We start from the raw sequence: 22,521 nt of genomic DNA on the forward strand, positions 1-22,521 counted from the left end.
GTCAGTCAACCTCCTCAACCGTCACGAGGTGGCGGACGGTGTTAGCCATTCCGCGGAACTCGGGGCGGTCCTCCTTGACAACCGAGTCGTTCAGGCGCTTGAGCCCGAGCGAACGCAGGGTGTCGCGGTGGTTCTGCTTGCTGCCGATGTACGACTTCGTCTGCGTGATCTTGAGGCGAGCCATCACACACCTGCCGCGCGAGCACGGAGGAGAGCCGCGGGGGCGACGTCCTCGAGGGGCAGACCACGGCGAGCCGCGATCTCCTCGGGACGCTGCAGGCCCTGAAGGGCCGCCACGGTCGCGTGCACGATGTTGATCGGGTTCGAAGACCCGAGCGACTTCGACAGGATGTCGTGAACGCCGGCGCACTCCAGAACGGCGCGCACCGGGCCACCCGCGATCACACCGGTACCGGGGGAAGCGGGCTTGAGCAGAACGACGCCCGCAGCCTTCTCGCCCTGGATCGGGTGAGGGATGGTGCCCTGGATACGCGGAACCTTGAAGAAGCTCTTCTTGGCCTCTTCAACGCCCTTGGCGATGGCCGCGGGAACTTCCTTGGCCTTGCCGTATCCGACACCGACGGTGCCGTCACCATCGCCCACCACGACCAGCGCGGTGAAGCTGAAGCGACGACCACCCTTCACAACCTTGGCGACGCGGTTGATCGCGACGACGCGCTCGACGTACGCGGTCTTCTCGGCGGCGCTGGCGCCACCGTCACGGCCCTTCCGGTCCCGCCGCTCGCCGCCACCGGCACCGCTTCCGCGGCGCTGGGGTCCAGCCATTGGAATTACCTCTCTCTGTTACGGACGCTGTGCGTAGGAACCGGGGCTTAGAACTTCAGCCCGGCTTCACGGGCGGCGTCAGCCAGAGCGGCAATCCGCCCGGCGTACTGGTTACCACCGCGGTCAAACACGACGGCCTCGACGCCTGCGGCCTTGGCGCGCTCGGCGACCAGGGCCCCGACCTGCTTGGCCAGGGTGCTCTTGTCACCCTCGCCACCACGGATGGAGACGTCCAGGGTCGATGCCGAGGCGAGCGTGTGGCCCGCGACGTCGTCGATGACCTGAGCCACCATGTGGCGGTTGGAACGCGTCACAACCAGGCGCGGCCGCTCCGGCGAACCGGAAATGTGCTTGCGGACGCGGATGTGGCGGCGCTTGAGGGCGGCACGCTTGTAGGCGTCACCCTTGGCGATCTTTACACCGTATGCCATGGCTTACTTACCCGCCTTTCCGACCTTGCGGCGGACAACCTCGCCGGCGTACTTGACGCCCTTGGCCTTGTACGGGTCGGGCTTCCGCAGCTTGCGGATCTTCGCGGAGACCTCGCCGACCTTCTGCTTGTCGATGCCCTCGACACTGAACTTCGTGGGCGACTCGACCTTGAAGGTGATGCCTTCCGGAGCCTCGATGAGGATCGGGTGGCTGTAGCCCAGGGCGAACTCCAGGTTGGAGCCCTTCGCCTGAACTCGGTAACCGACACCGCTGATCTCGAGCGCCTTGCTGTATCCCGCGGTCACGCCGGTGATCATGTTCGCCACCAGCGTGCGGGACAGGCCGTGAAGGGCCTTGTTCTGACGCTCGTCGTTAGGGCGAACGACGTTGAGCACGCCGTCCTCACCCTTGGTGACCTCGATCGGCGCGGCAACGGTGTGCGAGAGGGTGCCCTTGGGGCCCTTCACTGCGACCGTGCGGCCATCGATGGTGACGTCCACACCGGCGGGAACCTGGATGGGGAGCTTGCCGATTCGCGACATGAGCTATTCCTCCGTTCCCGACTACCAGACGTAGGCGAGGACTTCCCCACCTACGCCCTTCTTGCTGGCCTGCTGGCCGGTCAGGAGACCGTGGGACGTGGAGATGATCGCCACGCCCAGGCCGCCGAGAACCTTCGGCAGGTTGGTGGACTTTGCGTATACACGCAGACCCGGCTTCGAAATGCGCTTGATGCCGGCAATCGAACGCTCGCGGTTGGGCCCGAACTTCAGCTCGAGGACGAGGTTCTTGCCAACCTCGGCGTCCTCGACCTTCCAGCCCGTGATGAAGCCCTCCTGCTGGAGGATCTCCGCGATGTGCGACTTGATCTTGCTGTGCGGCATTGCGACATCGTCGTGATACGCCGAGTTCGCGTTACGCAGACGCGTGAGCATGTCTGCGATGGGATCAGTCATGGTCATGAGTTGGCCTTCGGCCTCTCTCGCCGGGGTTTCCTGTATGCGCCATCCCTCTCCCCACTCAGTGGCGGGACGGGTGCGGTGCGGGGACCTACGGCGTAGTAAGTCGGTCTTGGGCGGCAGGCGCCCAACCCCACAAGCCTACGGCATGTAAGGAGGGGCTCCTGCCGACCAGATGCTTACCGAGAGTCTCCGGGAATTCCCAACGCCCCAAGGGGCGAAGGAGAATTACCAGGAGCTCTTGGTCACGCCCGGCAGCTCGCCACGGTGAGCCATCTCACGAAGGCACACGCGGCACAGGCCGAACTTGCGGTACACGGAGTGGGGCCGGCCGCAGCGCTGGCAGCGGGTGTACCCGCGCACGCCGAACTTCGGCTTGCGGGCGGCCTTAGCGATCAGAGCCTTCTTCGCCACGGTCAGTTCTCCTTGAACGGGAAGCCGAGGTGACGAAGGAGGGCACGACCCTCGTCGTCGTTGGTCGCCGTGGTGACCACGGTGATGTCCATGCCCCGGACCCGGTCGATCTTGTCCTGGTCGATCTCGTGGAACATGACCTGCTCCGTGAGACCGAAGGTGTAGTTGCCACGGCCGTCGAACTGCTTCGGCGACAGGCCGCGGAAGTCACGGATACGCGGAAGCGCGAGCGACAGCGTACGGTCCAGGAACTCCCACATGCGGTCACCACGGAGGGTGACGTGGCAGCCGATCGGCTGCCCCTCGCGCAGCTTGAACTGCGCGATCGACTTGCGGGCCTTGGTGACGGCCGGCTTCTGACCGGTGATCGTGGTGAGGTCCTTGACGGCCCCGTCGATCAGCTTGGAGTCGCGGGCGGCGTCGCCCACACCCATGTTGACCACGATCTTGACCAGACCGGGAACCTGCATGACGTTCTCGTAGGAGAACTCCTCACGCAGCTTGCCGGCGATTTCCTCGCGGTAGCGCGTCTTGAGACGCGGCGCTGTGGTGGTAGTCATCAGATGTCCTCACCGGTGCGCTTGGCAACGCGGATCTTGTTGCCCTCGTCGTCAAAGCGGTAGCCGACGCGAGTAACGACCTTGTTGCCGTCCTTCTCAACAACCAGCTGCACGTTGCTGACGTGGACGGGGGCCTCGGTCGTCACAATGCCACCGGTCTGCGAACCGCGAGCGGTCTGACCGGCCTTCGTGTGCTTCTTGACCCGGTTGACACCCTCGACGAGGACGCGGTCCTGAGCAGGGTAGGCAACGATGACCTTGCCCTGCTTGCCCTTGTCCTTACCGGTGATGACCTGAACCAGGTCGCCCTTCTTGATCTTCATGCTTACAGCACCTCCGGCGCGAGCGAGATGATCTTCATGAACTTCTTCTCGCGCAGCTCTCGGCCCACCGGGCCGAAGATACGGGTGCCGCGGGGGTCGCCGTCGTTCTTCAGAATGACGGCTGCGTTCTCGTCGAAGCGGATGTACGAGCCATCCTGACGACGACGCTCCTTGACGGTGCGAACGATGACGGCCTTGACGACGTCACCCTTCTTCACGTTGCCACCGGGGATTGCGTCCTTGACGGTGGCGACGATGACGTCACCGATGCCCGCGTAGCGGCGACCCGAGCCACCGAGAACACGGATGGTGAGAATTTCCTTCGCACCCGTGTTGTCGGCGACACGAAGTCGCGACTCCTGCTGGATCACGTCTATCTCCTGATCGTCTGCCGGTTCCCGGCGGGGGCCACTCCGTTACGGAGCGGACCCCCACCGAGCCTGGCGGAACTGTCCTGAGGGGAAACCCCCTCAGGGATTACTTGGCCTTCTCGAGGATCTCGACGATGCGCCAGCGCTTCGTCGCAGACAGCGGCCGCGTCTCCATGATGACAACACGGTCGCCGACGCCGGCAGAGTTCTGCTCGTCGTGGGCCTTGAGCTTGTTCGTACGGCGGATGACCTTGCCGTACAGCGCGTGCTTGACGCGGTCCTCGACAGCGACGACGACGGTCTTGTCCATCTTGTCGCTGACGACGAGACCCTCACGGGTCTTGCGGAAACCGCGCTGCTCAGTCGTCTCAGTCACATTCTTCTCGCTCATCAGACGCTCTCCACCGTCTCGATGCCGAGCTCGCGCTCGCGCATCAGGGTGTAGATCCGGGCGATGTCCTTACGGACGGACTTGAGCCGACCGTGGTTCTCGAGCTGGCCCGTCGCCGCCTGGAAGCGGAGGTTGAACAGCTCTTCCTTGGCCTCGCGGAGCTTGTTGAGGAGCTCCTCGTTGCCCAGTTCGCGCAGCTCGGACGCCTTGGTACCGGCCGACATCACGACTCACCTGCCTCGCGCCGAACGATCCGGCACTTCATCGGAAGCTTGTGAGCAGCGCGGGTAAGCGCCTCACGAGCAATCTTCTCGTTCGGGTAGGACAGCTCGAACATCACCCGACCCGGCTTGACGTTCGCGATCCACCACTCGGGAGAACCCTTACCGGAACCCATGCGGGTCTCGGCAGGCTTCTTCGTCAGGGGACGGTCCGGATAAATGTTGATCCAGACCTTTCCGCCACGCTTGATGTGGCGGGTCATCGCGATACGAGCGGCCTCGATCTGGCGGTTCGTCACGTACGCCGGGGACAGCGCCTGGATGCCGTACTCGCCGAACGCAACCTGCGTGCCACCCTTGGACATACCGCTGCGCTTCGGGTGGTGCTGCTTGCGGTGCTTGACCCTACGGGGGATCAGCATTTCGGTCAGGCCTCCGTTCCGGTGCTCTCAGCCGGAGCAGCGGCGGCGGGAGCGTCGGCCTTGGGGGCCTCCGCTGCCGGCGCGGACTGCTGCGGCTTGCGGCCTCCGCGACCGCCACGCTCGCCGCCACCACCGCTGCCACCGCGGCCACCGCGACCGGCGGGACGCTCAGCGCCACGGGCCGGACGGTTGCCGGCACGGGCTGCGGCGTTCTCGGCGCGGACCTCGGCGATGTTCTTGACGTCGCCCTTGTAGATCCAGACCTTCACACCGATGCGGCCGAAGGTCGTCTTGGCCTCGAAGAAGCCGTAGTCCACGTTCGCGCGGAGCGTGTGCAGGGGCACTCGGCCCTCGCGGTAGAACTCCGAGCGGGACATCTCGGCGCCGCCGAGGCGACCGCCGCACTGGATCTTGATGCCCTTGGCGCCGGCCTTCATCGTGCTCTGCATGCTCTTACGCATCGCACGACGGAAGGAGACGCGGGAGGAGAGCTGCTCGGCGACGGCCTGGGCCACCAGCTGAGCGTCAACCTCGGGGTTCTTGACCTCGAGGATGTTCAGCTGGACCTGCTTGCCGGTCAGCTTCTCCAGCTCGCCACGGATGCGGTCGGCCTCGGCGCCACGGCGGCCGATGACGATGCCCGGGCGGGCGGTGTGGATGTCGACGCGGACGCGGTCGCGGGTGCGCTCGATCTCAACCTTCGAGATACCGGCACGCTCCATGCCCTTCGTCATCATGCGACGAATGGCAACGTCTTCCTTGACGTAGTCCTTGTACAGCTTGTCGGCGTACCAACGGGACTTGAAGTCCGTGGTAATGCCGAGCCGGAACCCATGCGGGTTAACCTTCTGGCCCATTACCGGGTTCCTTCCTTGCTGCTGACGACCACGGTGATGTGGCTGGTCCGCTTACGGATCCGGTAGGCACGGCCCTGAGCACGCGGACGGAACCGCTTCAGGGTCGGGCCCTCGTCCACGTACGCCTCGCTGATGACCAGCGAAGAGGCGTCGGTGTGGTCGTAGTTGTGTGCAGCGTTGGCAATGGCGCTGTCAAGCACCTTGCCAACCGGCACGCTCGCGGCCTGCGGGGCGAAACGCAGGACCGCCTGAGCCTCCGTGGCATCCATGCCACGGATGAGGTCCACCACTCGGCGGGCCTTCATGGGCGTGACGCGGATGTACCGCGCCTGGGCCCTGGCTTCCATGGTTGTCCCTTCGGTGTAAGTCATAGTCGTTTCCACCCCGCGCTTAGCGGCGCTTCGACTTCCGGTCGTCCTTGACGTGGCCGCGGAAGGTGCGAGTCGGCGAGAACTCGCCGAGCTTGTGGCCGACCATCGACTCGGTGACGAACACCGGGACGTGGATCTTGCCGTTGTGCACCGCGATGGTGTGACCCAGCATGGCCGGGACGATCATCGAGCGACGGGACCAGGTCTTGATGACGTTCTTGGTGCCAGCTTCGTTCTGTACGTCCACCTTCTTGATGAGGTGGCCGTCGACGAAGGGCCCCTTCTTGAGACTGCGCGGCATCTAAACCCGCTCCTAGCGCTTCTTGTTCGTCTTGCGGCGGCGGACGATGTACTTGCTCGATGCCTTCTTCGGCGAGCGAGTACGACCCTCCTTCTGACCCCACGGCGAGACCGGGTGACGTCCACCGGAGGTCTTACCTTCACCACCACCGTGCGGGTGGTCAACCGGGTTCATCGCGACACCGCGGACGGTCGGGCGAACGCCCTTCCAGCGCATACGGCCGGCCTTGCCCCAGTTGATGTTCGACTGCTCGGCGTTGCCGACCTCACCGATGGTGGCGCGGCAGCGGGCGTCGACCAGCCGGATCTCTCCGGACGGCATACGAAGGTGGGCCATGGTGCCCTCCTTCGCCAGCAGCTGCACGGAAGTACCCGCGGAACGGGCGAACTTCGCGCCGCCGCCGGGCCGGAGCTCGATGGCGTGGATGGTCGTACCGACCGGGATGTTGCGCAGCGCCAGGTTGTTGCCCGGCTTGATGTCTGCGGCAGGACCGTTCTCGACACGGTCACCCTGCGACAGGCCACGCGGGGCGACGATGTAACGCTTCTCGCCGTCCGCGTAGTGCAGCAGCGCGATGCGCGCGGTGCGGTTCGGGTCGTACTCGATGTGCGCGACCTTGGCCGGCACGCCGTCCTTGTCGTGACGACGGAAGTCGATCACACGGTAGGCGCGCTTGTGTCCGCCACCCTGGTGGCGAACAGTGATCCGACCGGCGTTGTTACGGCCGCCCTTGCTGTGCAGGGGGCGGACCAGCGACTTCTCCGGCGTGGACCGCGTGATCTCGACAAAGTCGGCGACGCTGGAGCCACGACGGCCCGGGGTCGTCGGCTTGTACTTGCGGATTCCCATTTCTCAGTCCTCGTCCGATTCCGGACGATCCAGACCGCCGTTAGGCGGTCGGACCGCCGAAGATGTCGATACGGTCGCCCTCGGCAAGGGTCACGATGGCGCGCTTGGTGTCAGCGCGCTTGCCGAAGCCGGTCTTGGTGCGCTTGCGCTTACCCTGCCGGTTGATCGTGTTGACCCCGGTGACCTTGACCGAGAAGACCGCTTCCACGGCCTGCTTGATCTGGGTCTTGTTGGAGCCGGGCGCGACGATGAACGTGTACTTGTTCTCGTCGAGCAGCGCGTAGCTCTTCTCGGAGACAACCGGCTTGACGAGAACGTCACGCGGGTCCGAGTAGGTCTTGCTCGTGATGGTGCTGGTAACGGTCGCCTCGCTCATCAGGCGTCGCTCCCTTCGGTCTCAGCGGTCTGGGGGCCAGACACGAAGGACTCGAAAGCGGCCTGGGTGAAGACCACGTCGTCAGAGACGATCACGTCGTACGTGTTCAGCTGGCCCGGCTCCAGGATGTGCACCTGGGGCAGGTTGCGTGCGGACAGCCACGCGGCCTCGTCGGCGCGGTCGACGACCAGGAGCAGGTTGGCGCGCTCCGAGATCTTGCCGAACAGCGTCTTGGCGGCCTTCGTGGAAACTCCACCCTCGACCACGCCGGTGATGACGTGGATGCGGGAGTGACGCGCCCGGTCGGAGAGGGCACCACGCAGGGCGGCGGCCTTCATCTTCTTCGGGGTGCGCTGCGAGTAGTCGCGCGGCTGCGGGCCGTGGACGACGCCACCGCCTGCGAACTGCGGCGCACGGGTCGAACCCTGGCGCGCGCGGCCGGTGCCCTTCTGGCGGTAAGGCTTGCGGCCACCACCACGGACTTCGCCACGACGCTTGGTCTTGTGCGTGCCCTGACGGGCAGCTGCCAGCTGTGCGACAACGACCTGGTGGATCAGCGGAACGCTGGTCTTCGCGTCAAAGATCTCCGCAGGGAGCTCGACGGTACCGGCCTTGTCGCCTGCCGGCGAAAGGATGTCAATGGTGCTCATTACCTCAAGCCCCCTTGGCCGCGGTACGGACCAGGACGAGGCCGCCGTTCGGACCGGGGACTGCGCCCTTGATGAGGAGCAGACCCTTCTCCGCGTCAACCGCGTGGATGGTCAGGTTCTGGGTGGTGACGCGCTCGTTACCCATCCGGCCGGCCATGCGCATGCCCTTGAAGACACGCCCAGGGGTGGCGCAGCCACCGATCGAACCGGGGGAACGGTGCTTGCGCTGGACGCCGTGACCGGCGCCGAGGCCCTTGAAGTTGTGACGCTTCATGACACCGGCGAAGCCCTTGCCCTTGCTCTTGCCCGTGACGTCAACCTTGACGCCGGACTCGAACACCTCGGCAGTGATCTCCTGGCCCAGCGTGTACTCGCTGGAGTCAGGGGTGCGGAGCTCCACCAGGTGGCGGCGGGGGGTCACGTCGGCCTTGGCGAAGTGGCCCTTGAGGGGCTTGTTCACCTTGCGCGGGTCGATCTCGCCGAAGGCGATCTGGACCGACTCGTAGCCGTCGCTGTCGTTCGTACGGACCTGCGTCACGACGCACGGACCGGCCTTGACGACGGTCACCGGGACAACCCGGTTGTTCTCGTCCCAGACCTGGGTCATGCCGAGCTTCTCGCCCAGGACGCCCTTGATGTTCTTGCTCATCTCGGCCCGTCCCCTCAGAGCTTGATCTCGATGTCGACGCCCGCCGGCAGGTCGAGGCGCATCAGCGAGTCAACCGTCTTCGGCGTGGGGTCGAGAATGTCGATGAGGCGCTTGTGCGTGCGCATCTCGAAGTGCTCGCGAGAGTCCTTGTACTTGTGCGGCGACTTGATGACGCAGTACACGTTCTTCTCAGTGGGCAGCGGCACCGGGCCCGCGACCGACGCACCAGTGCGGGTCACCGTCTCGACGATCTTCTTCGCCGAGGAATCGATGACCTCGTGGTCGTAGGCCTTGAGCCGGATGCGGATCTTCTGTCCCGCCATGGCTACTAGTAGTCCTGTCTCTCATAACGCTCTGGAACCCGGGGGTTCTCGTAACTCCGTCTCCGACCCACGCGGTCGGGCGTGTCGCATCCCCTCTACGAAAATCTCCCGAAGGAAATCCCAACCAAGGGGGTGCGGGCCAACAGACCTCGCGAACCGGGGGCGGAACACCCACCGGGTGCCTGGCCGGCGCCCTGCTGAACTTCCCGAAAGATTCCCGTACGTCCGACCCGCATGGGGTCGACGAGTACCGTGGGACTCGCTTCCGGTCCTCCCGGCGGGAGGCGCGCAACATTGACACTCAACCGAGCAACCTGGCTAGTGTGCCATACGGGGCACGAGCCTGGCCAATCGGGCGGAGGATCTTACCCCTCGCGGGGGAACGGTCAAACGCGGGCGCCTTCGGGGCGCCGCCCGGCGGTGAACGGGCCGAGGCGCGGGTGATGGGTCGAGCCCCGACCGCCCTGTCCCTACAGGGGATGCCCCTGGCACATCATGACCGGCGGGGCCGTGAACCATGCGTACGAACCGTCCACGGACTCCTCGTCTTCCCTGGTCACCGGGTGCTTCCTCGGACGACGTACGGACCGCGGATCCGTCCGGTCCGGCCGGCCGCGAGGTCGTCGTGAGCGAGAAGCTCGACGGCGAGAACACCAGGCCGCTGTCCGGGAGCGCTCCGATCGCACGCTGGAGCGCGATCACCTGCGCGAGCGGCCGGACACGCGGCGGCCCGGTGCGTCGTCCGCGAAGGACCACGCACCGGGCCGCCGTACGTCGAAGACCGCTCAGATCCGCAGGAGCTGCTCCCCGGAGTCGCGGTAGCGCTGCAGAGCCAGCCGCAGTTCCTCGGTCCGGCCCGCAGCGTCCTCGCCCTTCCAGCTCGCGCGCAGCTCGCGCCTGCGTTCTTCGAGCGCCTCTGTCAGGTCCGCCACGATCCGGTCGAAGGCACTGTCGGCCTCCTCGACGGCATGGCGCGGATTCTCGACGAAGTCGGTGACGGCCTGCTGCATGCGTTGCGACAGGGCGTCCCTCCCTTCGGGGGGCAGGAGGGACCGGTCGGTGTGCGCGCCTTCGGCCCCGTCCGTGGGCCGGACGCCCGACGGAGCCTTAGCGGCGGCGGACGTGGTGTCCCGGCCGGTGGCCTCCGTGCCGGGCATCCGGGTCCCGCCGCGCTCCGGACCTGCGGAGAGCTGCGATCCGGGCGCGGCGGTGTTGCGCTGCCGGTCCGGGGCCTCGCTCGGCGGCGCGGCCTGCTGAGGTCCGCCGACGGGGCGGGGCTGCGTGGTGCGCCGCGCTTCCGGCACGGACCTGGGCTTCTCGTCGGAGGGAAGTCCCTTCTCCTCGGGAGGGCTTCCCTTCTCGTCGGAGGGAGGTCCGAAACGTTCGGTGTGGTGCGTCATGCTGCTGTCCTTCCGCCAGTCCCGTGCCGGCTCGTCTTCCCGTGGTCCGGGCGGACGGGCTCGGTGGGCGTGTCTCCGAGCAGTACGTCGAACAGCGCCCGCGCCTCGACCAGCGCCTCGCGCAGTTCCTCCGTGCTGCTGCTGTCGCGCACCGCTCGGTGCACCTTGCGGTACCCGTCGATCTGCTCGGCGTGGTGCACGGAGAGCGCGGCCGACTGCTCGTCGAAGCCGGCGCCGTCCGGGAAGCCCCGGTCACCCGCCAGCCGCGCCAGGAGCGCGTCGGCCTCCGCGACGGCCTCCCCGGGCGAGTCGATGAAGGTCTCCTGGACCATCGCCCAGCGGCCGGCGTAGGCCTCGCGTGCCTCGGGGCTCAGCGGCCTCTCCTGCAACGAGCCGTGCAGCCTCACCCGCTCGGCGAGCTCGTGCTCAGCGGCCTTCGTGTCCCCGTCGTGCCGGGCGACCGTACGGTCGTACTCGGGTCCGAAGCGGCGACGCAGGCCCTGGCCCCCGCCTTTCCTGGCACGGACGAGGAAGTATGCAATCGCTGCCGATAGGACGACGGCAACAATGATGACCACGGTCGTCGTCATGTCAGACGCTCCTGTCGGTCGGCGGTCGATGCGTCGTGCGGTCCCACGCTCGTCAACTCCTCTCGGATCAGGCCCCGTTCGATGCTCTTGCCCAGGGGTTCACAAGCTGCGTGTACCCTCCTTCGCCCGTTCATGCCAAGGCGCGTCCCGATATCGCGAAGGTCCCGGAAGTGAGCGTCGCCGCGGACAGCGGCACGCCGCGTCGTGCCGGTCGTCGTGGTGCCTTCCGCGTCACACCGTGCGCGACGCAGGCAACCCGGCCGCCCCGATCACCGTCTGACCCTCCGCGAGTAAGCAGCACCGGGCCATTCGGCGCCCGTCCGCTGCGGGGGGAGCGGACGGAGTGCGCAACGTGTCGAACCAGCTCGGCCTGCCCGGAAACGGTGGACTCCCCGACCGGACACGGGGAACACCCCGGCGGAGCGTTCTCACCGCCGCCGTCCTCGCCGCCGCCCTGAGCGCCTGCTCCGTACCGGCGCCCCGGCGGAGGAATCCCACGGCGAACCCCGCTCCCGGCCTGGCCGTCAGCACGGCCGGACAGGCCCGGCTGATGCAGATACTCGCCCACCCCGACGACGACCTGTACTTCATGAACCCGGACGCCCAGCGCGCGCTCGACGCCGGTACACCGCTGGTCTGCGTCTACCTCACGGCGGGCGAGGCCGACGGACTCAACAAGGTCCCCGGCGGACCCCGCCCCGCCGCGAACAAGGCCGCGTACTCGTCCTCGCGCCACCAAGGGCTCCGGCAGGCATACGCGACCCTGCTCGGCCTGGACACGTTCACGCCCTGGGAGACCTCCGTCACCGAGCTGCACGGACGGCACCGGGCCGAGGTCGACGTGCTGGTCCACGACGGTCGCCGGGTCGAACTGGTCTTCCTCAACACGTCCATGCGGACCGGGCGCCGCCGCCTCGGCCTGCCCAGCCTCTGGCACGACCGCAGACTCACCCTGCGTACGGTCGTCGCCGAGGACTCACCGCTGCGGCGCGCCGGTTCGTACACGTACGACGGGCTGATAGACGTCCTCGTGGGGCTGATGGAGCAGTACCGTCCCACCGTCGTCCACACCCTGGACCCCGATCCGGACATCCAGCACAGCACCGAGGCCGTCCGCCGCAGGAACAGCGAGCAGCACGGCTACTCCGACCACGCCGACCACACGGCCGCCGCCTGCTTCGCCTGGGCCGCGATGATCCGCTGGGTGGCCAGGGCAACCGGGAGCGGTGAGGCCGTACCCGGGTTCGCCGTCACCGCGTTCCGCGGCTACTACAACCGGCACTGGCCGAAGAACCTGCCGCCGCGCGTCCTGGACGAGAAGGCCGGACACCTCGTCCCGTACGGCGGATCGCCCGACTGGGAGTGCGGCAACCCGTCCGGATGCGGCGACTACAACGTGGGCGGCGACCGCCCGCTGACCAACAGGAAGGGGTGGGTGCGGTCCACCCACCACCGCTATCCCGGTCCCCGCGTCGTCCTCGCCGCCGAGCCCGACGGGCGGCTCGCCGCGTACGCCGTACGAGGGATGCGGGCGGTCAGGTGGCAGGAGACGGAGGCCGGCAGCGGTGTCTGGGGTGCGCCGCACGACCTCGGTGGCGGACCGCTCGCGCCCGCTCTGGGATCGGCGACTGCGGGGAACGGAGGGCTGCTGCTGTTCGGGTTGCGCTTCGCGGCACTCTCCGGGCACGGCGCCGACAACGAGCGCGAGGTCGTGGTGCTGGAGCAGCGCACGCCCGACGGCGGTTTCTCCGCGTGGCGCGGTCTCGGCAATCCCTCGCCCGGCCGCGACCGGGGACGGCGGATCGGCGTCCCCACCGCCGTCACCGCACCCGACGGACGGGTCCACCTCTTCGTCCGCAACGCGGAGAAAGGGCTCAGTACGCGGGTACGCGACGGGGCCGGCCGGTGGAGTGCCTGGCGGGACATGGGCGGCGGCGAGGTCCAGGAGGGGCTGACCGCCGTGGTGGACGGAGCCGGGCGCGTCCATGTCTTCGGGGCCGGGCATCACGCGGTCCACCACTGGGCCCAGGACGCGCCCGGCGACGCGCTGACCGCCCGGACCCGGATCGACGCCGGGCCGCTGCCCGGTCACGCGCCGGCCGCGCTCCTCGCCACCGACGGCTCCGTGGACCTGTACTACCGCGCGGCGGCCGACGCCGGGCTCACGGCCGTACGGGCCGGGGCGGCCACGGACCTGACCGGCTTCGACGGGTACGGGCCGGTGGCCGCCGCCGCCTCCCCCCGGGGCACCGTGCTGCTCGGCCGCACCGCGGAGGGCCTGATCCAGCTCCGTGCGGGCGACGTGGTGTCCGTACGGTCACGGGGGCCGGTGGCGCTGGACGGGGCCGTCCTGCACATCGGCGGAGACGGACGGCCGGCCGTCGTGGGGCTCGGCCCCGACGCCCTGCCGTGGATCTGGCGGCCGTAGCTGCTCCCGCCCACGCAGAAGGGCCCCGGTCCACCGCTCACGCGGCGGGCCGGGGCCCTTCTCGGTGCTCTGTGCGGAGCAACCAGGTCAGACGGTCAAGTGATTACTTGACGATCTGGGTGACCTGGCCGGCGCCCACGGTCCGGCCACCCTCACGGATGGCGAACTTCAGGCCCTCTTCCATGGCGACGGGCTGGATCAGCGAGACGTTCATGAGGGTGTTGTCGCCCGGCATGACCATCTCGGTGCCCTCGGGAAGGGTCACAACGCCCGTTACGTCCGTGGTACGGAAGTAGAACTGCGGGCGGTAGTTGTTGAAGAACGGGGTGTGACGGCCACCCTCGTCCTTCGACAGGATGTAGGACTGCGCCACGAACTCGGTGTGCGGCGTGACCGAACCCGGCTTGATGATGACCTGGCCGCGCTCGACGTCCTCGCGCTTGATGCCACGAAGAAGCAGACCGACGTTCTCACCGGCCTGGCCCTCGTCGAGCAGCTTGCGGAACATCTCGATACCGGTGACCGTGGTGGTGACCTTCTCGGTCTTGATACCGACGATGTCGACGGTCTCGTTGACCTTGAGGACACCACGCTCGATACGACCGGTGACGACGGTGCCACGACCGGTGATCGTGAAGACGTCCTCGATCGGCATGAGGAACGGCTTCTCGACGTCACGCTCGGGCTGCGGGATGGACTCGTCGACGGCCTTCATCAGGTCGAGGACGGTCTGGCCCCACTCCTTGTCACCCTCAAGAGCCTTGAGCGCCGAGACCTTGACGACCGGAAGGTCGTCGCCCGGGAACTCGTACTCGGAGAGGAGCTCACGAACCTCGAGCTCGACGAGCTCCAGGATCTCCTCGTCGTCCACCATGTCGGCCTTGTTCAGCGCGACGACGATGTAGGGGACGCCGACCTGGCGGGCCAGGAGCACGTGCTCCTTGGTCTGCGGCATCGGGCCGTCGGTGGCGGCGACCACGAGGATGGCGCCGTCCATCTGCGCCGCACCCGTGATCATGTTCTTGATGTAGTCGGCGTGACCCGGGCAGTCGACGTGCGCGTAGTGACGCGACTCCGTCTGGTACTCGACGTGCGCGATCGAGATGGTGATACCGCGCTGGCGCTCTTCGGGAGCCTTGTCGATCTGGTCGAAGGCCGAGGCCTCGTTCAGGTCCGGGTACGCGTCGTGCAGCACCTTGGTAATGGCGGCCGTGAGGGTCGTCTTACCGTGGTCGATGTGACCGATGGTGCCGATGTTGACGTGCGGCTTAGTCCGCTCGAACTTTGCCTTCGCCACTGGGGTCCTCCTGAGTGGTTCTGTACGCCTTGCTTCATCGGCGCCAGGTGATCTTTGCTGGGATGCCGGGGCCCGGGGGCATTCGCCGCATCGCTCGCGCGCCGCGTCAAATGCCCCACCGGGCTCCGGTGATAAGCCTAAAGCGTCAACTCGGGGGAGTTACTCGCCCTTGGCCTTCGCGATGATCTCCTCGGCGACGTTCCGCGGAACCTCGGCGTAGGAGTCGAACTGCATCGAGTAGCTTGCGCGACCCGAGGTCTTGCTGCGGAGGTCTCCGACGTAGCCGAACATCTCCGAGAGGGGCACGAGGCCCTTCACGACGCGAGCGCCGCTGCGCTCCTCCATGGCCTGGATCTGGCCACGGCGGGAGTTGAGGTCGCCGATCACGTCACCCATGTAGTCCTCGGGCGTGGTGACCTCGACGGCCATCATCGGCTCGAGAAGCACGGGGGACGCCTTGCGAGCACCCTCCTTGAACGCCTGCGAACCGGCGATCTTGAAGGCGAGCTCGGAGGAGTCGACCTCGTGGTAACCACCGTCGAGAAGGGTGACGCGGACGCCGACCATCTCGTAACCGGCCAGGATGCCGAACTGCATGGCTTCCTGAGCACCCGCGTCCACCGAGGGAATGTACTCACGGGGGATGCGGCCACCGGTGACCTTGTTGACGAACTCGTAGGACGAGTCGCCACCCTCGATGGGCTCGAGGGCGATCTGCACCTTCGCGAACTGGCCGGTTCCACCAGTCTGCTTCTTGTGCGTGTAGTCAATGCGCTCGACGGTCTTGCGAATCGTCTCGCGGTAAGCGACCTGCGGCTTGCCGACATTCGCCTCGACGCGGAATTCACGCCTCATGCGGTCGACGAGCACCTCGAGGTGAAGCTCGCCCATACCACCGATGATGGTCTGGCCGGTCTCCTCGTCGGAGTGCACCTGGAAGGAGGGGTCCTCCTCCGAGAGGCGCTGGATGGCGACACCCAGCTTCTCCTGGTCACCCTTGGACTTGGGCTCGATGGCGACCTGGATGACCGGGGCCGGGAAGTCCATGGACTCCAGGATGACCGGGCTCTTGTCGTCACACAGCGTCTCACCGGTGGTGGTCTGCTTCAGGCCCATGACGGCGACGATGTCACCGGCGCCCACCGAGGGGATCTCCTCACGCTTGTTCGCGTGCATACGGTAGATCTTCCCGATGCGCTCCTTCTTGCCCTTGACCGAGTTCAGCACCGCGGTGCCGGCCTCGAGGCGACCGGAGTAGATCCGGACGAAGGTGAGCTTGCCGAGGTGCGGGTCGCTCGCGATCTTGAACGCCAGGCCGGAGAACGGCTCGTCGTCCGACGGCAGACGCTTGACGACCTTCTCCGGGTCCTTGACGTCGTGGCCCTCAATCGCCTCGACGTCCAGGGGGGAAGGCAGGTAGCGGACGACCGCGTCGAGCAGGGGCTGAACGCCCTTGTTCTTGAACGCCGTGCCACAGAACACCGGGGTGACGGTGACGGAGTCGGCCGAACCCTTCGACGCGAGGGTGATACGGCGGATCGCCGCGTAGAGCTGGTCCACGGAAGGCTCGACGCCCTCCAGGTACAGCTCCATCATCTCGTCGTCGTTCTCGGAGACGGCCTCGAGCAGCTTGCCGCGCCACTCCTCGGCTGCCTCGACGTGGGTGTCCGGGATGTCGACGGTGTCGTACATCTCGCCCTTGGCGGCCTCTTCCGACCAGACAAAGGCCTTCATCGTCACGAGGTCGACGACGCCCTTGAAGTCGGCTTCGGCGCCGATGGGAAGCTGCATGACCAGCGGAACCGCACCGAGACGGTCGATGATCATGTCGACGCAGCGGTGGAACTCCGCGCCGGTGCGGTCGAGCTTGTTGACGAAGCAGATACGCGGCACGCCGTAGCGGTCCGCCTGACGCCAGACAGTCTCGGACTGGGGCTCGACGCCCGCCACACCGTCGAACACGGTGACGGCACCGTCGAGGACGCGGAGCGAACGCTCCACCTCGACGGTGAAGTCGACGTGACCGGGGGTGTCAATGATGTTGATCGTGTGATCAACCTCATTGAGCGGCCAGTGACAGGTCGTCGCGGCAGACGTGATCGTGATGCCGCGCTCCTGCTCCTGCTCCATCCAGTCCATCGTGGCAGCGCCATCGTGGACTTCACCGATCTTGTAGCTCACACCGGTGTAGAAGAGGATCCGCTCGGTGGTGGTCGTCTTGCCCGCGTCGATGTGGGCCATGATCCCAATGTTGCGGACCTTGGCCAGGTCAAGCGAAGTGGTGGCCATAAGGCTCAATCTTCTCTCGGTCTCGATGGGGTAAGCGACTACCAGCGGTAGTGCGCGAAGGCCTTGTTCGACTCGGCCATCTTGTGGGTGTCCTCGCGCTTCTTGACGGCAGCGCCAAGACCGTTGGAGGCGTCGAGCAGCTCGTTCATGAGGCGCTCGGTCATGGTCTTCTCGCGACGGGCGCGGGAGTAACCCACGATCCAGCGCAGCGAGAGGGTTGCGGCACGACCGGGCTTGACCTCGATCGGCACCTGGTAGGTGGCGCCACCGACACGGCGGGACTTGACCTCGAGCGAGGGCTTGACGTTCTCAAGCGCGCGCTTCAGCGTGATGACCGGGTCAGCGCCGGTCTTCTCGCGGAGGCCTTCCATGGCGCCGTACACGATCCGCTCGGCGGTGGAACGCTTGCCGTCGAGGAGGATCTTGTTGATCAGCGAGGTGACAAGAGGAGAGCTGTAGACCGGGTCGATGATGACCGGGCGCTTCGGGGCGGGGCCCTTACGAGGCATTCTTACTTCTCCTTCTTGGCGCCGTAGCGGCTTCGGGCCTGCTTGCGGTTCTTGACACCCTGGGTGTCGAGCGAGCCGCGGATGATCTTGTAGCGAACACCCGGCAGGTCCTTCACACGGCCACCACGCACGAGCACGATGGAGTGCTCCTGCAGGTTGTGTCCCTCACCCGGGATGTAGGCCGTGACCTCGATACCGGAGGTCAGACGCACACGCGCGACCTTACGGAGCGCCGAGTTCGGCTTCTTCGGGGTGGTCGTGAACACACGCGTGCAGACGCCGCGACGCTGGGGCGAACCCTCGAGCGCGGGCGTCTTGTTCTTCTCGACCTTGTCCTGCCGGCCCTTCCGGACCAGCTGCTGGATCGTAGGCACTACTTCTCCGGTTTCTGTGTGCCGTTCGTTGAAACTAACCTGGAACCCACCGACCCACGCGGTCGGGTGTGTCGAATACTGCAAGCTCCTGCCCGAGGGCCGGAGAAGCGCAGATTGCGGTGGCCACTTACGGACTCGCGATGCGGTTGAGGACACGCACCCGAGCCCAGGCACACCCCAGGCACAAGGCTTGAGCGTACCTACCTCACGGACTCCGGTCAAAACAAATGCTGTCCATCACCACAGGCCCGCGCCGTCGCGATCCCGTACGAGCGGCACAGACCACTCCCCCGCACGTCGCGCCCCCGTCGGGCCGACCCGGCGGCCGCGATCGCGCAGAGGACCGGCAGGGGGCCGTCACGACGGCAAGCCGCCGACCGCCGGCCCCCGTATACGCCGGAGGGCGGCCACCCCGCAACGGGATGACCGCCCTCCGGTCGTTCAAGCGACTCGCTTACTGGTTGTACGGACCGTAGTCGTAGTCCTCCAGCGGAACGGCCTGGCCGGAGCCCGTGCCGAACGGCGAGTAGTCGATGTCGTCGTAGCCGACGGCCGAGTACATCGCGGCCTTGGCTTCCTCGGTCGGCTCGACCCGGATGTTGCGGTAGCGGGACAGACCCGTACCGGCCGGGATGAGCTTACCGATGATGACGTTCTCCTTGAGGCCGATCAGGGAGTCCGACTTGGCGTTGATCGCCGCGTCGGTCAGGACCCTGGTCGTCTCCTGGAAGGACGCCGCCGACAGCCACGACTCGGTGGCGAGCGAGGCCTTGGTGATACCCATCAGCTGCGGACGGCCGGAGGCGGGGTGACCGCCCTCGGTGACCACACGACGGTTCTCGACCTCGAACTTCGACCGCTCGACCAGCTCGCCCGGCAGCAGCTCCGCGTCGCCGGACTCGATGATCGTCACTCGGCGCAGCATCTGCCGGATGATGATCTCGATGTGCTTGTCGTGGATCGACACGCCCTGCGAGTTGTAGACCTTCTGGACTTCGCCGACCAGGTGGACCTGGACCGCACGCTGACCGAGGATCCGCAGCACGTCGTGCGGGTTGGTCGCACCGACGGTGAGCTTCTGGCCCACCTCGACCGCGTCGCCCTCGCCGACCAGCAGACGGGCGCGCTTGGAGATCGGGAACGGCGTCTCCTCGCTCCCGTCGTCCGGGGTGACGACGAGCTTCTTCGTCTTCTCGGTCTCCTCGATCCGGACGCGGCCCTTGGCCTCCGAGATCGGGGCGACACCCTTGGGCGTACGCGCCTCGAAGAGCTCGACGACACGCGGCAGACCCTGCGTGATGTCGTCACCCGCCACACCACCGGTGTGGAAGGTACGCATCGTCAGCTGGGTACCGGGCTCACCGATGGACTGGGCGGCGATGATGCCGACCGCCTCACCGATGTCGACCAGCTTGCCGGTGGCGAGCGAGCGTCCGTAGCAGAAGGCACAGGTGCCGACCGCGGACTCACAGGTCAGGACCGAACGGGTCTTGACCTCCTCGACGCCGGCGCCCACGAGGGCGTCGATCAGGACGTCACCGAGGTCGACGTTGGCAGGCGCGATGACCTTGCCGTCGATGACGACGTCCTCGGCGAGCATACGGGCGTACACCGAGGTCTCGACGTCGTCCGTCTTGCGGAGCACGCCGTCGGCACCCTTGACCGCGATCTTCAGCTTGAGGCCACGGTCGGTGCCGCAGTCCTCCTCGCGAATGATCACGTCCTGCGAGACGTCCACCAGACGACGGGTCAGGTAACCCGAGTCGGCGGTACGCAGGGCGGTGTCCGCCAGACCCTTACGGGCACCGTGCGTGGAGATGAAGTACTCCAGAACGGTGAGGCCCTCACGGAAGGACGCCTTGATGGGACGAGGAATGGTCTCGTTCTTGGCGTTGGACACCAGACCACGCATACCGGCGATCTGACGCATCTGCATCATGTTTCCTCGGGCACCCGAGTCAACCATCATGAAGATGGGGTTCGTCTTGGGGAAGTTCGCGTTCATCGCCTCGGCAACCTCGTTGGTCGCCTTGGTCCAGATCGCGATGAGCTCCTGCGTGCGCTCGTCCTTGGTGATCAGACCGCGCTCGTACTGCTTCTGGACCTTCTCGTCCTGCTCCTCGTAGCCCCTGACGATGGCCTTCTTGGCCTCGGGGACGACGATGTCGGCAACCGAGACGGTCACGCCGGAGCGCGTCGCCCAGTGGAAGCCCGCTGCCTTCAGGTTGTCGAGCGTCGCCGCCACGATGACCTTGGGGTAGCGCTCGGCGAGGTCGTTGACGATCTCGGAGAGCTGCTTCTTGCCGACCGAGTAGTCGACGAACGGGTAGTCCTCGGGCAGCAGCTCGTTGAAGAGCGCGCGGCCCAGGCTCGTACGCAGCCGGAAGGTGTCACCCGGCTGGTACTCGGGCTCGCCCTCCTCGGCGACCGGCGGCACCCAGCCACGCGGCGGGATGGTGCCCACCGGGAAGCGGATGTCGACGGACGACTGGAGCGCCAGCTCGCCGGCGTCGAACGCCATGATCGCCTCGGCCGTGGAGCCGAACGCGCGGCCCTCGCCCTTGGTGTCACGGAGCTCACCGTCGGTGGTGAGGAAGAACAGACCCAGCACCATGTCCTGGGTCGGCATGGTGACGGGACGACCGTCGGCCGGCTTCAGGATGTTGTTGGAGGACAGCATCAGGATGCGGGCCTCGGCCTGCGCCTCCGCGGAGAGCGGAAGGTGCACGGCCATCTGGTCACCGTCGAAGTCCGCGTTGAACGCGGTGCAGACGAGCGGGTGGATCTGGATGGCCTTGCCCTCGACCAGCTGGGGCTCGAAGGCCTGGATGCCGAGGCGGTGCAGCGTCGGCGCACGGTTCAGGAGAACCGGGTGCTCGGCGATGACCTCTTCCAGGACGTCGTACACGACCGTGCGGCCGCGCTCGACCATGCGCTTGGCGCTCTTGATGTTCTGCGCGTGGTTCAGGTCGACCAGGCGCTTCATCACGAACGGCTTGAAGAGCTCCAGCGCCATGGCCTTGGGAAGACCGCACTGGTGCAGCTTCAGCTGCGGACCGACGACGATCACGGAACGTGCGGAGTAGTCCACACGCTTACCGAGAAGGTTCTGACGGAAACGACCCTGCTTGCCCTTGAGCATGTCGCTCAGGGACTTCAGCGGGCGGTTACCGGGACCGGTGACCGGGCGACCGCGGCGGCCGTTGTCGAACAGTGCGTCGACGGCCTCCTGCAGCATCCGCTTCTCGTTGTTCACGATGATCTCGGGGGCACCGAGGTCAAGGAGACGCTTGAGGCGGTTGTTGCGGTTGATCACACGGCGGTACAGGTCGTTCAGGTCGGAGGTCGCGAAGCGGCCACCGTCCAGCTGCACCATCGGACGCAGGTCCGGCGGGATGACCGGCACGCAGTCGAGCACCATGCCCTTGGGCTTGTTGCTGGTCTGCAGGAACGCGGAGACGACCTTGAGGCGCTTGAGCGCACGGGTCTTCTTCTGGCCCTTGCCGGTACGGATGATCTCGCGGAGGCGCTCGGCCTCCTCGTCGAGGTCGAACGACTCAAGGCGCTTCTGCAGTGCAGCGGCACCCATGCAGCCGTCGAAGTACGTGCCGAAGCGGTCACGCAGCTCGCGGTAGAGCAGCTCGTCGCCCTCGAGGTCCTGGACCTTGAGGTTCTTGAAGCGGCTCCACACCTCGTCGAGGCGGTCGATCTCGCGCTGCGCACGGTCGCGCAGCTGCTTCATCTCGCGCTCGGCACCTTCGCGCACCTTGCGGCGAACGTCGGCCTTGGCGCCCTCGGCCTCGAGCTCGGCCAGGTCGGTCTCGAGCTTCTTGGCGCGGTTCTCCAGGTCGGAGTCGCGACGGTTCTCGACCTGCTGACGCTCGACGGAGACGTGCGCCTCCAGCGAGGGCAGGTCACGCGTACGGCGCTCCTCGTCCACGAACGTGATCATGTACGCGGCGAAGTAGATGACCTTCTCGAGGTCCTTCGGAGCGAGATCAAGCAGGTAGCCGAGGCGCGACGGGACGCCCTTGAAGTACCAGATGTGGGTGACGGGAGCGGCAAGCTCGATGTGGCCCATCCGCTCACGACGCACCTTGGCGCGAGTGACCTCGACGCCGCAGCGCTCACAGATGATGCCCTTGAAGCGGACACGCTTGTACTTGCCGCAGTAGCACTCCCAGTCCCGGGTCGGACCGAAGATCTTCTCGCAGAAGAGTCCGTCCTTTTCGGGCTTGAGCGTGCGGTAGTTGATGGTCTCCGGCTTCTTCACTTCGCCGTGCGACCAAGTCCGGATGTCGTCCGCGGTGGCAAGGCCGATCCGCAGCTCGTCGAAGAAGTTGACGTCGAGCACTTGTCGTCAATCCCTCTTTCAGGGT

General features: G+C 66.7%; 28 protein-coding genes. 1 reads left to right on the forward strand and 27 read right to left on the reverse strand.

Annotated features, from left to right (window positions below; all coding sequences use genetic code 11):
• Window position 1: 1 nt before the first annotated feature.
• From rpmD to AB0C82_RS04690, 22 genes are all read right to left on the reverse strand, one after another.
• Window positions 2-184 carry a 50S ribosomal protein L30 gene (rpmD, locus tag AB0C82_RS04585; protein ID WP_015610734.1) on the reverse strand — a complete coding sequence of 61 codons (183 nt, stop codon included), beginning with the start codon at window positions 182-184 and terminating at the stop codon, window positions 2-4.
• Window positions 184-786: a 30S ribosomal protein S5 gene (rpsE, locus tag AB0C82_RS04590; RefSeq protein WP_173315042.1), complete on the reverse strand. Its 603-nt coding sequence runs from the start codon at window positions 784-786 to the stop codon at window positions 184-186. Before rpsE ends, rpmD begins: the two co-directional genes overlap by 1 nt.
• A 47-nt stretch (window positions 787-833) precedes the next feature.
• Entirely contained in the window at window positions 834-1,217 is a 384-nt protein-coding gene (rplR, locus tag AB0C82_RS04595; protein WP_362836207.1) for a 50S ribosomal protein L18, read from the reverse strand.
• 3 nt (window positions 1,218-1,220) lie between these two features.
• Window positions 1,221-1,760, reverse strand: coding sequence for a 50S ribosomal protein L6 (rplF, locus tag AB0C82_RS04600; RefSeq protein ID WP_362836209.1), 540 nt, complete (start codon window positions 1,758-1,760; stop codon window positions 1,221-1,223).
• Window positions 1,761-1,781: 21 nt separating this feature from the next.
• A complete protein-coding gene (gene rpsH / locus AB0C82_RS04605; RefSeq protein WP_028439249.1) occupies window positions 1,782-2,180 on the reverse strand; it encodes a 30S ribosomal protein S8 in 399 nt (132 codons plus the stop codon).
• A 225-nt stretch (window positions 2,181-2,405) separates the two neighbouring features.
• The gene (locus AB0C82_RS04610) at window positions 2,406-2,591 is read right to left on the reverse strand and encodes a type Z 30S ribosomal protein S14 (RefSeq protein WP_003948630.1); all 186 of its coding nucleotides are present in this window, start codon (window positions 2,589-2,591) and stop codon (window positions 2,406-2,408) included.
• 2 nt (window positions 2,592-2,593) lie between these two features.
• Complete coding sequence (rplE, locus tag AB0C82_RS04615; protein ID WP_073718383.1) at window positions 2,594-3,151, reverse strand: 50S ribosomal protein L5; 558 nt, start codon at window positions 3,149-3,151, stop codon at window positions 2,594-2,596.
• Window positions 3,151-3,474: a 50S ribosomal protein L24 gene (rplX, locus tag AB0C82_RS04620; protein ID WP_018550616.1), complete on the reverse strand. Its 324-nt coding sequence runs from the start codon at window positions 3,472-3,474 to the stop codon at window positions 3,151-3,153. Before rplX ends, rplE begins: the two co-directional genes overlap by 1 nt.
• Before the next feature lie 2 nt (window positions 3,475-3,476).
• Window positions 3,477-3,845 carry a 50S ribosomal protein L14 gene (rplN, locus tag AB0C82_RS04625; RefSeq protein ID WP_003966950.1) on the reverse strand — a complete coding sequence of 123 codons (369 nt, stop codon included), beginning with the start codon at window positions 3,843-3,845 and terminating at the stop codon, window positions 3,477-3,479.
• Window positions 3,846-3,951: 106 nt separating this feature from the next.
• Window positions 3,952-4,236, reverse strand: a complete 285-nt coding sequence (gene rpsQ / locus AB0C82_RS04630; protein WP_328905325.1) for a 30S ribosomal protein S17 — start codon at window positions 4,234-4,236, stop codon at window positions 3,952-3,954.
• Window positions 4,236-4,460 (reverse strand): 50S ribosomal protein L29, encoded by a 225-nt coding sequence (rpmC, locus tag AB0C82_RS04635; protein WP_014047786.1) that lies wholly within the window; start codon window positions 4,458-4,460, stop codon window positions 4,236-4,238. Before rpmC ends, rpsQ begins: the two co-directional genes overlap by 1 nt.
• Window positions 4,460-4,879 (reverse strand): 50S ribosomal protein L16, encoded by a 420-nt coding sequence (gene rplP / locus AB0C82_RS04640; protein WP_014154587.1) that lies wholly within the window; start codon window positions 4,877-4,879, stop codon window positions 4,460-4,462. The genes rpmC and rplP overlap by 1 nt, the downstream gene beginning before the upstream one ends.
• A 5-nt stretch (window positions 4,880-4,884) precedes the next feature.
• Window positions 4,885-5,736 (reverse strand): 30S ribosomal protein S3, encoded by an 852-nt coding sequence (gene rpsC / locus AB0C82_RS04645; protein ID WP_362836212.1) that lies wholly within the window; start codon window positions 5,734-5,736, stop codon window positions 4,885-4,887.
• On the reverse strand, window positions 5,736-6,083 hold the full coding sequence (gene rplV / locus AB0C82_RS04650) for a 50S ribosomal protein L22 (protein WP_004571827.1): 348 nt from the start codon (window positions 6,081-6,083) through the stop codon (window positions 5,736-5,738). Before rplV ends, rpsC begins: the two co-directional genes overlap by 1 nt.
• A gap of 43 nt (window positions 6,084-6,126) precedes the next feature.
• Window positions 6,127-6,408, reverse strand: coding sequence for a 30S ribosomal protein S19 (gene rpsS / locus AB0C82_RS04655; RefSeq protein WP_003966956.1), 282 nt, complete (start codon window positions 6,406-6,408; stop codon window positions 6,127-6,129).
• Window positions 6,409-6,420: 12 nt separating this feature from the next.
• A complete protein-coding gene (rplB, locus tag AB0C82_RS04660; RefSeq protein ID WP_073718388.1) occupies window positions 6,421-7,257 on the reverse strand; it encodes a 50S ribosomal protein L2 in 837 nt (278 codons plus the stop codon).
• A gap of 40 nt (window positions 7,258-7,297) precedes the next feature.
• Window positions 7,298-7,633, reverse strand: a complete 336-nt coding sequence (rplW, locus tag AB0C82_RS04665) for a 50S ribosomal protein L23 (RefSeq protein ID WP_185299090.1) — start codon at window positions 7,631-7,633, stop codon at window positions 7,298-7,300.
• Complete coding sequence (gene rplD, locus AB0C82_RS04670) at window positions 7,633-8,283, reverse strand: 50S ribosomal protein L4 (RefSeq protein WP_362836214.1); 651 nt, start codon at window positions 8,281-8,283, stop codon at window positions 7,633-7,635. Before rplD ends, rplW begins: the two co-directional genes overlap by 1 nt.
• Window positions 8,284-8,287: 4 nt before the next feature.
• Entirely contained in the window at window positions 8,288-8,932 is a 645-nt protein-coding gene (gene rplC / locus AB0C82_RS04675) for a 50S ribosomal protein L3 (RefSeq protein ID WP_328905321.1), read from the reverse strand.
• 14 nt (window positions 8,933-8,946) lie between these two features.
• Window positions 8,947-9,255, reverse strand: a complete 309-nt coding sequence (rpsJ, locus tag AB0C82_RS04680; protein WP_003948644.1) for a 30S ribosomal protein S10 — start codon at window positions 9,253-9,255, stop codon at window positions 8,947-8,949.
• Window positions 9,256-10,040: 785 nt separating this feature from the next.
• On the reverse strand, window positions 10,041-10,655 hold the full coding sequence (locus AB0C82_RS04685) for a hypothetical protein (protein ID WP_362836216.1): 615 nt from the start codon (window positions 10,653-10,655) through the stop codon (window positions 10,041-10,043).
• The gene (locus tag AB0C82_RS04690) at window positions 10,652-11,245 is read right to left on the reverse strand and encodes a hypothetical protein (protein WP_362836218.1); all 594 of its coding nucleotides are present in this window, start codon (window positions 11,243-11,245) and stop codon (window positions 10,652-10,654) included. The genes AB0C82_RS04685 and AB0C82_RS04690 overlap by 4 nt, the downstream gene beginning before the upstream one ends.
• A gap of 550 nt (window positions 11,246-11,795) precedes the next feature.
• Between AB0C82_RS04690 and AB0C82_RS04695 the strand changes: the two genes are divergently transcribed.
• Complete coding sequence (locus AB0C82_RS04695; protein WP_362837049.1) at window positions 11,796-13,673, forward strand: PIG-L family deacetylase; 1,878 nt, start codon at window positions 11,796-11,798, stop codon at window positions 13,671-13,673.
• A 103-nt stretch (window positions 13,674-13,776) separates the two neighbouring features.
• Here AB0C82_RS04695 and tuf read toward each other — a convergent pair whose 3' ends face one another.
• From tuf to AB0C82_RS04720, 5 genes are all read right to left on the reverse strand, one after another.
• Window positions 13,777-14,970, reverse strand: coding sequence for an elongation factor Tu (tuf, locus tag AB0C82_RS04700; protein WP_362836220.1), 1,194 nt, complete (start codon window positions 14,968-14,970; stop codon window positions 13,777-13,779).
• A gap of 159 nt (window positions 14,971-15,129) precedes the next feature.
• The gene (fusA, locus tag AB0C82_RS04705; protein WP_362836222.1) at window positions 15,130-17,259 is read right to left on the reverse strand and encodes an elongation factor G; all 2,130 of its coding nucleotides are present in this window, start codon (window positions 17,257-17,259) and stop codon (window positions 15,130-15,132) included.
• Between the two features lie 38 nt (window positions 17,260-17,297).
• Window positions 17,298-17,768, reverse strand: coding sequence for a 30S ribosomal protein S7 (rpsG, locus tag AB0C82_RS04710; protein WP_014154599.1), 471 nt, complete (start codon window positions 17,766-17,768; stop codon window positions 17,298-17,300).
• 2 nt (window positions 17,769-17,770) lie between these two features.
• Window positions 17,771-18,142, reverse strand: coding sequence for a 30S ribosomal protein S12 (rpsL, locus tag AB0C82_RS04715; RefSeq protein WP_003948652.1), 372 nt, complete (start codon window positions 18,140-18,142; stop codon window positions 17,771-17,773).
• A 454-nt stretch (window positions 18,143-18,596) separates the two neighbouring features.
• A complete protein-coding gene (locus AB0C82_RS04720; protein ID WP_362836224.1) occupies window positions 18,597-22,496 on the reverse strand; it encodes a DNA-directed RNA polymerase subunit beta' in 3,900 nt (1,299 codons plus the stop codon).
• Window positions 22,497-22,521 lie beyond the last annotated feature (25 nt).

The sequence above is a fragment of the Streptomyces sp. NPDC048560 genome (assembly GCF_040650955.1).
In the GTDB taxonomy this organism is placed as follows: Bacteria; Actinomycetota; Actinomycetes; order Streptomycetales; family Streptomycetaceae; genus Streptomyces.